The following is an 804-nucleotide window of genomic DNA, read 5'->3' as shown; positions in this document are numbered from 1 at the left end:
GCACGGCCACCGTCAGTTTGGTGTTGATCAGGTTGACCAGCACGGTCCCGTCCATCGCCGCGCAGCCGGCCACGCCGGGCTTGTCCGGCCAGGTCCACACCGTGGAGACCTCGGAGGTCTTCGTGATGCGCTGCAACCGATCCGCCGTAGGCGTGCGGTCGGCGACGTACAACGAGCCGTCCACGGGGTCGGTGCACAGGCCGCCGCCCGAGCCCACGCCCGACAGCGCCGTCGTCGGCGGCGCCTGACCGATGGTGGTCGGCTGCTCGATGCGAAGGACCTTGCCCGCAAGCGATTTGGGGTCGGCCGCGGCCGCGGGGTTACCCGCGTCGCCCGTCATGACCACCAACGTGGTGGGGCTGGTGAAGATCAACGCTCCGGTATTGCCGGTGGCCCCCTTGGGGATGCCGGTGAGGATGTCCTTGGGGATGTCGCCGTCGGCCACGCGAATCACCCGATTGTCCGTCGGCGTGCTGACGTAGGCGTACATGAGCCGGTCTTGGGCATAGGTCGGTGACAGCACGATGTCCATCAAGCCGCCGTCCCCGGACGGGTCGACCGGGATGACCATCTTCACCTTCGGCTCGGCGCTGACCGAGATCTCCTTGACGGCGCCGGTGGTGCGCTCGGCCACCAGCGCGGTTTTGCTGTCGGGCCCCATGATCAGTCCGCTGGTGCTCTCCAGGCAGCCCTGCATCACGCCGGGGGCCGGGCACGCTTTAGGGAACGGCGTGGCCGGCTGCGCGGCGATGGACGGGACCGTGCTGGTCAACCTGATCAACACCAAACTGACGGTGGCCGTGC

The 804-nt window shown here is 68.5% G+C and carries 2 pseudogenes; one reads left to right on the top strand and one right to left on the bottom strand.

Annotated features, from left to right (window positions below):
• A pseudogene (locus tag A5678_RS00065) lies at positions 1-730 on the bottom strand (sorbosone dehydrogenase family protein); the annotation flags it as partial.
• Between A5678_RS00065 and A5678_RS27690 the strand changes: the two are divergent.
• A pseudogene (locus A5678_RS27690) lies at positions 729-804 on the top strand (hypothetical protein); the annotation flags it as partial. The pseudogenes A5678_RS00065 and A5678_RS27690 sit on opposite strands and share 2 nt — an antisense overlap.

This window comes from Mycobacterium sp. E2733, assembly GCF_001667585.1.
In the GTDB taxonomy this organism is placed as follows: Bacteria; Actinomycetota; Actinomycetes; order Mycobacteriales; family Mycobacteriaceae; genus Mycobacterium.
The sequence above is the reverse complement of the archived record's forward strand: the minus strand, read 5'-3'. Positions and strand labels throughout refer to the sequence as shown.